The organism is Cognatilysobacter lacus (assembly GCF_008274655.1).
Classification (GTDB): Bacteria; Pseudomonadota; Gammaproteobacteria; order Xanthomonadales; family Xanthomonadaceae; genus Cognatilysobacter; species Cognatilysobacter lacus.
This window is the reverse complement of the sequence record NZ_VTRV01000144.1, coordinates 1-6835: the sequence shown is the minus strand read 5'-3', so window position 1 is coordinate 6835 and position 6835 is coordinate 1. Positions and strand designations below refer to the sequence as shown.

General features: G+C 67.6%; 7 protein-coding genes. 5 read left to right on the top strand and 2 right to left on the bottom strand.

Going from position 1 to position 6835, the window contains the following annotated elements; genetic code table 11:
* Positions 1 to 487, bottom strand: a 487-nt coding sequence (locus FW784_RS11440; RefSeq protein WP_149353473.1) for an AAA family ATPase, incomplete at its 3' end; no start/stop codon positions are given.
* Between the two features lie 84 nt (positions 488 to 571).
* On the opposite strand from FW784_RS11440, the gene hrcA reads away from it, so the two are divergent.
* The 4 genes from hrcA to dnaJ all read left to right on the top strand — a co-directional run bounded on the left by hrcA (position 572) and on the right by dnaJ (position 5484).
* Positions 572 to 1627, top strand: a complete 1056-nt coding sequence (gene hrcA, locus FW784_RS11435) for a heat-inducible transcriptional repressor HrcA (RefSeq protein ID WP_149353472.1) — start codon at positions 572 to 574, stop codon at positions 1625 to 1627.
* A 70-nt stretch (positions 1628 to 1697) separates the two neighbouring features.
* Entirely contained in the window at positions 1698 to 2234 is a 537-nt protein-coding gene (gene grpE / locus FW784_RS11430) for a nucleotide exchange factor GrpE (RefSeq protein WP_149353471.1), read from the top strand.
* 90 nt (positions 2235 to 2324) lie between these two features.
* Positions 2325 to 4256, top strand: coding sequence for a molecular chaperone DnaK (dnaK, locus tag FW784_RS11425; protein ID WP_149353470.1), 1932 nt, complete (start codon positions 2325 to 2327; stop codon positions 4254 to 4256).
* A gap of 103 nt (positions 4257 to 4359) precedes the next feature.
* Entirely contained in the window at positions 4360 to 5484 is a 1125-nt protein-coding gene (dnaJ, locus tag FW784_RS11420; RefSeq protein WP_149353469.1) for a molecular chaperone DnaJ, read from the top strand.
* A gap of 118 nt (positions 5485 to 5602) precedes the next feature.
* Here the strand turns inward: dnaJ and FW784_RS11415 are convergent, their stop codons facing one another.
* Positions 5603 to 6292 carry a 2OG-Fe(II) oxygenase family protein gene (locus FW784_RS11415; protein ID WP_149353468.1) on the bottom strand — a complete coding sequence of 230 codons (690 nt, stop codon included), beginning with the start codon at positions 6290 to 6292 and terminating at the stop codon, positions 5603 to 5605.
* 77 nt (positions 6293 to 6369) lie between these two features.
* Between FW784_RS11415 and FW784_RS11410 the strand changes: the two genes are divergently transcribed.
* On the top strand, positions 6370 to 6835 hold a 466-nt coding region (locus FW784_RS11410; RefSeq protein WP_328592726.1), incomplete at its 3' end, for a 4-hydroxy-tetrahydrodipicolinate reductase.

Sequence of the window (6835 nt, the reverse complement as noted above, 5' to 3'; positions counted from 1 at the left end):
GCACCGCGGCAAGCTCGGCCTGCGTGCGCCCGAACGCGTCGAGCAGTTCAAGCTGGCTGCCGCGCGAGAGCAGCGCCTGGTGCTCGTGCTGCCCATGGATCTCGACCAGATGACGCGCAAGCACGGTGAGCTGCGCGATTGTCGCCGGGCGCCCGTTTATCCACGCCTTCGATCCGCCGTCCGCGCGGATCACGCGGCGGATCCGGCAGGCGCCGGCCTCGTCCTCGTCGTCGAGCTCGTTTTCGCGCAGCCAGACCTGCGCCGTGGCGGCGTCGCAGAGGTCGAAATCCGCGGAAAGCTCGGCGCGTTCGGCACCGTGGCGCACGACGCCGCTGTCCGCGCGCAGGCCTGAAAGCAGGCCCAGCGCGTCTACGAGCAGCGACTTGCCGGCGCCGGTCTCGCCGGAGATGACGGTCAGCCCGGGCCCGAATTCGAGCTCCGCGCCGGTGACCACGGCGAACTGCTTCAGGGAGAGATGGGTGAGCATGGGAGGAATTGTGCCCGGCCATGCGTCGCGCAGATAGCGACACCGGAGCTTGCGCCCGCCGCCCGCGCACCTTATATGCCGTGCATGAGCCGTCGCCCGACCGACCCGAGCCAGGACCCGCGTGCGCGCCAGCTGCTGCGCACGTTGATCGCGCGCTACATCCGCGACGGCGAGCCCGTGGGATCGCAGACCCTGGCGCGTCACGCGGGCCTTGACGTCAGCGCCGCGACGATCCGCAACATCCTCGGCGACCTCGAGGAAGCCGGCCTGCTCAGCGCGCCGCATACCTCGGCAGGCCGCATCCCGACCGCCCAGGGTTATCGGCTGTTCGTCGATTCGTTGCTGCAGGTGTCGCCCTTGCCCGATGGCGACATGGCGCGGCTGCGCGACGAACTGCCGTCGAGCTCCGGCACGCAGGCGTTGCTGGGCAGCACGTCGGAGCTTCTGTCGGCGATGACGCGGTTCGTGGGCGTGGTCAGCCTGCCGCGGCGCGAACAGTTCGCGTTCCGGCGAATCGAGTTCGTGCCCATCGACGAGGTCCGCGTGCTCGCGATCCTCATCTTTGCCGACGGCGACGTGCAGAACCGCATCATCCAGTCGCGGCGGCCGTTCGAATCCGGCGAGCTGGAACGCGTCGCGAATTACCTCAACCAGCACTTCGCCGGCCGTTCGCTTGCGGATATCCGCGCGTCGCTGCTGCACGAGATGCGCACCGCGCAGGACGAGCTGAACCGGCTGATGGGGCGTTCGATCGAGCTTGCGGAGCAGGCACTCGCGCCGGGCGACGACGACATGCTCGTCTCCGGCCAGACCCGGCTGATGGGCGTTCAGGAACTCGCACACGTTGACCGGCTTCGCGAACTGTTCGACGCGTTCTCGCGAAAGCGCGAGATTCTGCAGTTGCTCGAACGCACTGCGCTGGCCCCGGGCGTTCGCATATTCATCGGCGAGGAAACCGGGCTGGCCCCGCTCGACGGCGTCTCGCTGGTGACCGCACCGTACAGCTCCGGCGGGCAGGTGCTCGGCGTGCTGGGCGTGATCGGCCCCACGCGCATGGCTTACGAGCGGATCATTCCCGTCGTCCAGGCGGCGGCCGACGTGCTGGGCGACGCGCTACGGACGGTCGATCGCGGCGGCTGAGGCTTGAATCCGGCCGCCACGGCCCCATAGCTGGCCCGGCGCGCGTTCCGCGCGAAGGAGAAGGCCGGCGATGACCACCGAACAGACCATGCCCCCGTCCCCCGAGGCGCCGACCAGCGCTGACGACGCGTTGACAAAGGGCTGCTGCAACGAACTCCAGGCGCAACTCGACGCGGCGAACGGCGAGCTATCGAAGCTGCGCGAGGACGTCCTGCGCGAGCGCGCGGACCTCGAAAACCAGCGGCGCCGCGTCGCCCGCGATGTGGATGTCGCGCGGAAATTCGCGAACGAGCGGCTGCTCGGCGACCTGCTTCCGGTGATCGACAGCCTTGAAGCGGGCCTGCTGCAAGCGGCCGACAACCCCGGCGCGCTGCGCGACGGAATGGAACTGACGCTGCGCCAGCTGCTGAAGGTCGCGAGCGACAACGGCCTTGTACCTGTCGACCCGAAGGGACAGCCGTTCAACCCGGACCAGCACCAGGCCATGAGCCTCGTGCCGGGTGGCGACACGCCGGAAAACCACGTGGTGCAGGTCTACCAGAAGGGCTGGCTGCTGAACGAGCGCCTGCTGCGACCGGCGCTGGTGGTCATCGCGCAGCCCGCATGACGCGCTGCGCCTTGAACCGGCGCGAGCGGTCCATAGATATGTCTTATCGGCGCTAGTCGCCCACGAATTCGAAGAACAGGAGCAAGTCCCATGGGCAAGATCATCGGTATCGACCTCGGCACCACCAACTCGTGCGTCGCCGTGATGGAAGGCGGCAAGGCGAAGGTCATCGAGAACGCGGAGGGCGATCGCACCACGCCGTCGATCATCGCGTACACGAAGGACGGCGAAGTGCTGGCGGGCGCGTCGGCCAAGCGCCAGGCGGTGACCAATCCGAAGAACACGTTCTATGCGGTGAAGCGCCTGATCGGCCGCAAGTTCACCGACGCGGAAGTGCAGAAGGACATCGGCCTGGTCCCGTACAAGATCGCGCAGCACGAGAACGGCGACGCCTGGGTCGAGAGCGCGGACGGTCGCAAGATGGCCCCGCAGCAGATCTCGGCCGAGGTGCTGGCCAAGATGAAGAAGACCGCCGAGGCGTATCTCGGTGAGACGGTGACGGAAGCGGTGATCACCGTGCCCGCGTACTTCAACGACTCGCAGCGCCAGGCGACCAAGGACGCCGGCCGCATCGCGGGCCTCGAGGTCAAGCGCATCATCAACGAGCCGACCGCCGCGGCGCTGGCCTACGGCCTCGACAAGTCGGGCGCGGACCGCAAGATCGCCGTGTACGACCTTGGCGGCGGCACGTTCGACGTCTCGATCATCGAGATCGCGGAAGTCGATGGCGAGAAGCAGTTCGAGGTCCTCGCCACCAACGGCGACACGTTCCTCGGCGGCGAAGACTTCGACAAGCGCGTCATCGATTACCTCGTCGACGAGTTCAACAAGGACCAGGGCATCGACCTGCGCAAGGATCCGCTCGCGCTGCAGCGCCTGAAGGATGCTGCCGAGCGCGCGAAGATCGAGCTTTCGACCGCGCAGCAGACCGAAGTGAACCTGCCGTACGTCACTGCCGACGCGTCGGGCCCGAAGCACCTCAACATCAAGCTCACGCGCGCGAAGCTCGAAGCGCTGGTCGACGATCTGGTCAAGAAGACGATCGAGCCCTGCCGCGTTGCGCTGAATGACGCGGGGCTGCGCGCGTCCGACGTCACCGAGGTGATCCTCGTCGGCGGCCAGACGCGCATGCCGAAGGTGCAGTCGGCGGTTGCCGAGTTCTTTGGCAAGGAGCCGCGCAAGGACGTCAACCCCGATGAGGCGGTTGCGATCGGCGCAGCGGTGCAGGGCGGCGTGCTCAAGGGCGATGTCAAGGACGTGCTGCTGCTCGACGTGACCCCGCTGTCGCTGGGCATCGAGACGCTGGGCGGCGTGTTCACCAAGATCATTGAAAAGAACACCACGATCCCGACCAAGGCCTCGCAGACGTTCTCGACCGCCGAGGACAACCAGTCAGCGGTCACCGTGCACGTGCTCCAGGGCGAGCGCGAGCAGGCCCGTTACAACAAGTCGCTCGCGCGCTTCGACCTGACCGGTATCGACGCCGCGCCGCGCGGCATGCCGCAGGTGGAGGTCTCGTTCGACATCGATGCCAACGGCATCGTGCACGTGACGGCGAAGGACAAGAAGACCAACAAGGAGCAGAAGGTCGAGATCAAGGCGGGCTCGGGTCTCTCCGAGGACGAGATCAAGCGGATGGTCGAGGACGCCGAAGCCAACCGCGAGGAGGACAAGAAGTTCCACGAGCTGGTTGCCGCGCGTAACCACGCGGACGGCCTGATCCACATGACCCGTGGCGCGATCAAGGAGCACGGCGAGAAGGTGCCGGGCGACGCGATCGGCCGCGCCGAGACCGCGATCGCCGACCTCGAAACCGCGATGAAGGGCGACGACAAGGGGCAGATCGAAGCGAAGAGCCGGGTGCTCGAAGAGGCGGCGCAATCGCTGCTCGCCGTGGCGTCGGCGGGGCAGCAGGCCGGCGCCGAGCAGGACGCCAGCGGGGCCAATCCGGGCGGCTCGTCGCGCAACGAGGATGTCGTGGATGCCGAATTCACGGAAGTGAAGGGCGACGAGTCGAAGTAAGCTGTAACGGGACGGGAGCCGCGAGGCTCCCGTCTTTCATCGGGGACAGGGGCGGCCGCGTCGAATTCGATCCGCGGCCCGAGAAGGCAGGACAAGCAGGGCCATGAGCAAGCGCGACTACTACGAGATCCTTGGCGTCGCCCGCGACGCGACCGAGGAGGATCTGAAGAAGGCCTACCGTCGCTCCGCGATGAAGCATCACCCGGACCGGAATCCGGGTGACAAGGCGTCGGAAGAATCCTTCAAGGAATGCAAGGAGGCGTACGAGACGCTTTCCGACACGAACAAGCGCCGCATGTACGACGCGCATGGCCACGCCGCGTTCGAGCACGGAATGGGCGGCGGCGGGCCGGGCTTCGCCGACATGGGCGACATCTTCGGCGACATCTTCGGAAATATTTTTGGCGGCGCCGGCGGCGGTTCACGCGGCCCGCGTCGCGGCGCCGACATCGGCTACGTGATGGAGCTCGGTCTCGAGGAGGCCGTGCGCGGCGTCGAGAAGCAGATCGAGATCCCCACGCTGGACGAATGCGAGACGTGCGACGGCAGCGGGTCGCAGGACGGCAAGCTCGAGACGTGCTCCACGTGCCAGGGCCGAGGCCAGGTCCGCTTCCAACGCGGCATCTTTTCGATGCAGCAGGGCTGCCCGCATTGCGGCGGACGCGGCCGGATCATCGCGAACCCGTGCGGCGACTGCGACGGCCAGGGCCGCGTCGAACGCACGAAGACGCTGCAGGTGAAGGTGCCGGCGGGCGTCGACAGCGGCGATCGCATCCGGCTCTCCGGCGAAGGCGAGGCCGGGCCGGCAGGGACGCCTCCCGGCGACCTGTATGTCGACATCCGCGTACGTGACCACGAGATATTCCAGCGCGACGGCGACGACCTGCATTGCGAAGTGCCGATCCGGATTTCGCAGGCGGCGCTCGGCGATTCCATCCGCGTGCCCACGCTGGAAGGCGAGATCGAGCTCCGCATCCCGGCGGAGACGCAGTCGGGCAAGACGTTCCGCCTGCGCGGCAAGGGCGTGCGCTCGGTGCGCAGCCGATCGACGGGCGACCTGTTCTGCCGGGTCGCCGTCGAGACCCCGGTGAACCTCACCAGCGAGCAGCGCGAACTGCTGGAGAAGTTCGAGGCGACGTTCAGCGGCGACGGGGCGCGCCGGCACTCGCCGAAGTCATCCACGTTTCTCGATGGCGTGCGGGTTTTCTGGGATCGGATGACGGGTTAGCTGCCGGGCGCGCCCGCAAGCGCGGCGAGTTGGAGATCCGGCTCGCCGTGGCTGAACTGCAGTGGGGTTGAACGTCCTGCTCGCTGGCTGCGCCCAAACGGACCTCCGACGTTTGCCTTCAGCGCGGATGCGATGCGTTTTCGCCGCGTCCGGCGCCGAAGCGTTTATCCAGCGCCCCCAGCATGCGCTTGAGCCCGCGGGAGAAGCGGCCGCGTCGTGTCTTGCGCAGTTTCTCTTCCTCACTCGTCAGCCAAGCGACCTGGATCACGCGACGCTCGCCTTCGAACGGCAGGTGCCCGTGGAACGAGTTTTCCTGGCGCTTGAACGCCGCCAGCGTCCCGTAAACAGGCCGCACCTCGGGAGCGACGAGCGCCTCGATGTCGTCGATCCGCGCGAGAAAACGGAGGCAGCCCGCGCTCGTGTCGGGCCAGGTTTCGTTGAGGTAGAGCAGGGCGGTGACGATCTTGGATCGACTGTCCGTGTGGATCGTGCCGTGGCGCAGGTTGAGCGAGCGGCACAGCGTGGCCAGCGTCGGCGTGCGCCCCAGGCCGTCGATTCCGAGCCGGCGGCCCACCGCGTCACCGAAAGCGGGCGAGGTCATCTGTTCGACCACGGCTCGCACCGCCGGGCCGCAGTCCTGTTCGTCGTACGGAAAGAAGCCGGCACCGCGGTAGTGGGGAAAATCCGCTCCGAGGGACGCAGCGCCATCGGCGGGCAGCATTCCGTCCAGCACGAACAAAGGAAACGGCGTGGCCGGGTGCCCACCCGCCGCTTGGTCGAGCCGTTCGATATCGAGCAAGGCGTCCATGGCCGCTCCATCAGTCGAAAGGCGATTCTAGTGCCCGGCGACTTGTGGGAGGCGGATGACGTCGCTAGCCTCGCGCGATGACAGAACCCACGCGACTCCTGATTCACGGCGCAACCGGGCGCATGGGGCAGGCGCTGATCCGCCTTGCTGCGGAGCGAAAGGATGTCCGCGTGGTCGGGGCCGCGTCGCGTTCACGTCCGGGGTCGCTGGTGCCGTCCGTCGCATGGATCCCGGCTTCCGCGCTGGAATCCGCACCGGATTTCGACATCGCGATCGATTTCAGCCTGCCGGAAGCGTTCGACGCGGCTCTGGCGCTGTGCGTGGCGCGCGGCGCCGGCCTCGTGTCCGGCACCACCGGGCTGTCGGATCCCCAGCGCGCGACGATGGCCGAAGCCTCCCACCGACTGCCGCTGGTCTGGGCCGCCAACTTCAGCCTCGGGGTCGCAGTGCTGGCCGATCTGGTGGAACGCGCGGCCAGCAAGCTCGCCGGCTGGGACTGCGACATCGTCGAATCCCATCACATCCACAAGAAGGACGCGCCGT

Excerpts from the sequence above, each read along its gene's own strand:
- hrcA (WP_149353472.1), top strand. The coding sequence starts at position 572 with ATGAGCCGTCGCCCGACCGACCCGAGCCAGGACCCGCGTGCGCGCCAG.
- grpE (WP_149353471.1), top strand. The coding sequence starts at position 1,698 with ATGACCACCGAACAGACCATGCCCCCGTCCCCCGAGGCGCCGACCAGC.
- dnaK (WP_149353470.1), top strand. The coding sequence starts at position 2,325 with ATGGGCAAGATCATCGGTATCGACCTCGGCACCACCAACTCGTGCGTC.
- dnaJ (WP_149353469.1), top strand. The coding sequence starts at position 4,360 with ATGAGCAAGCGCGACTACTACGAGATCCTTGGCGTCGCCCGCGACGCG.
- FW784_RS11415 (WP_149353468.1), bottom strand. The coding sequence starts at position 6,292 with ATGGACGCCTTGCTCGATATCGAACGGCTCGACCAAGCGGCGGGTGGG.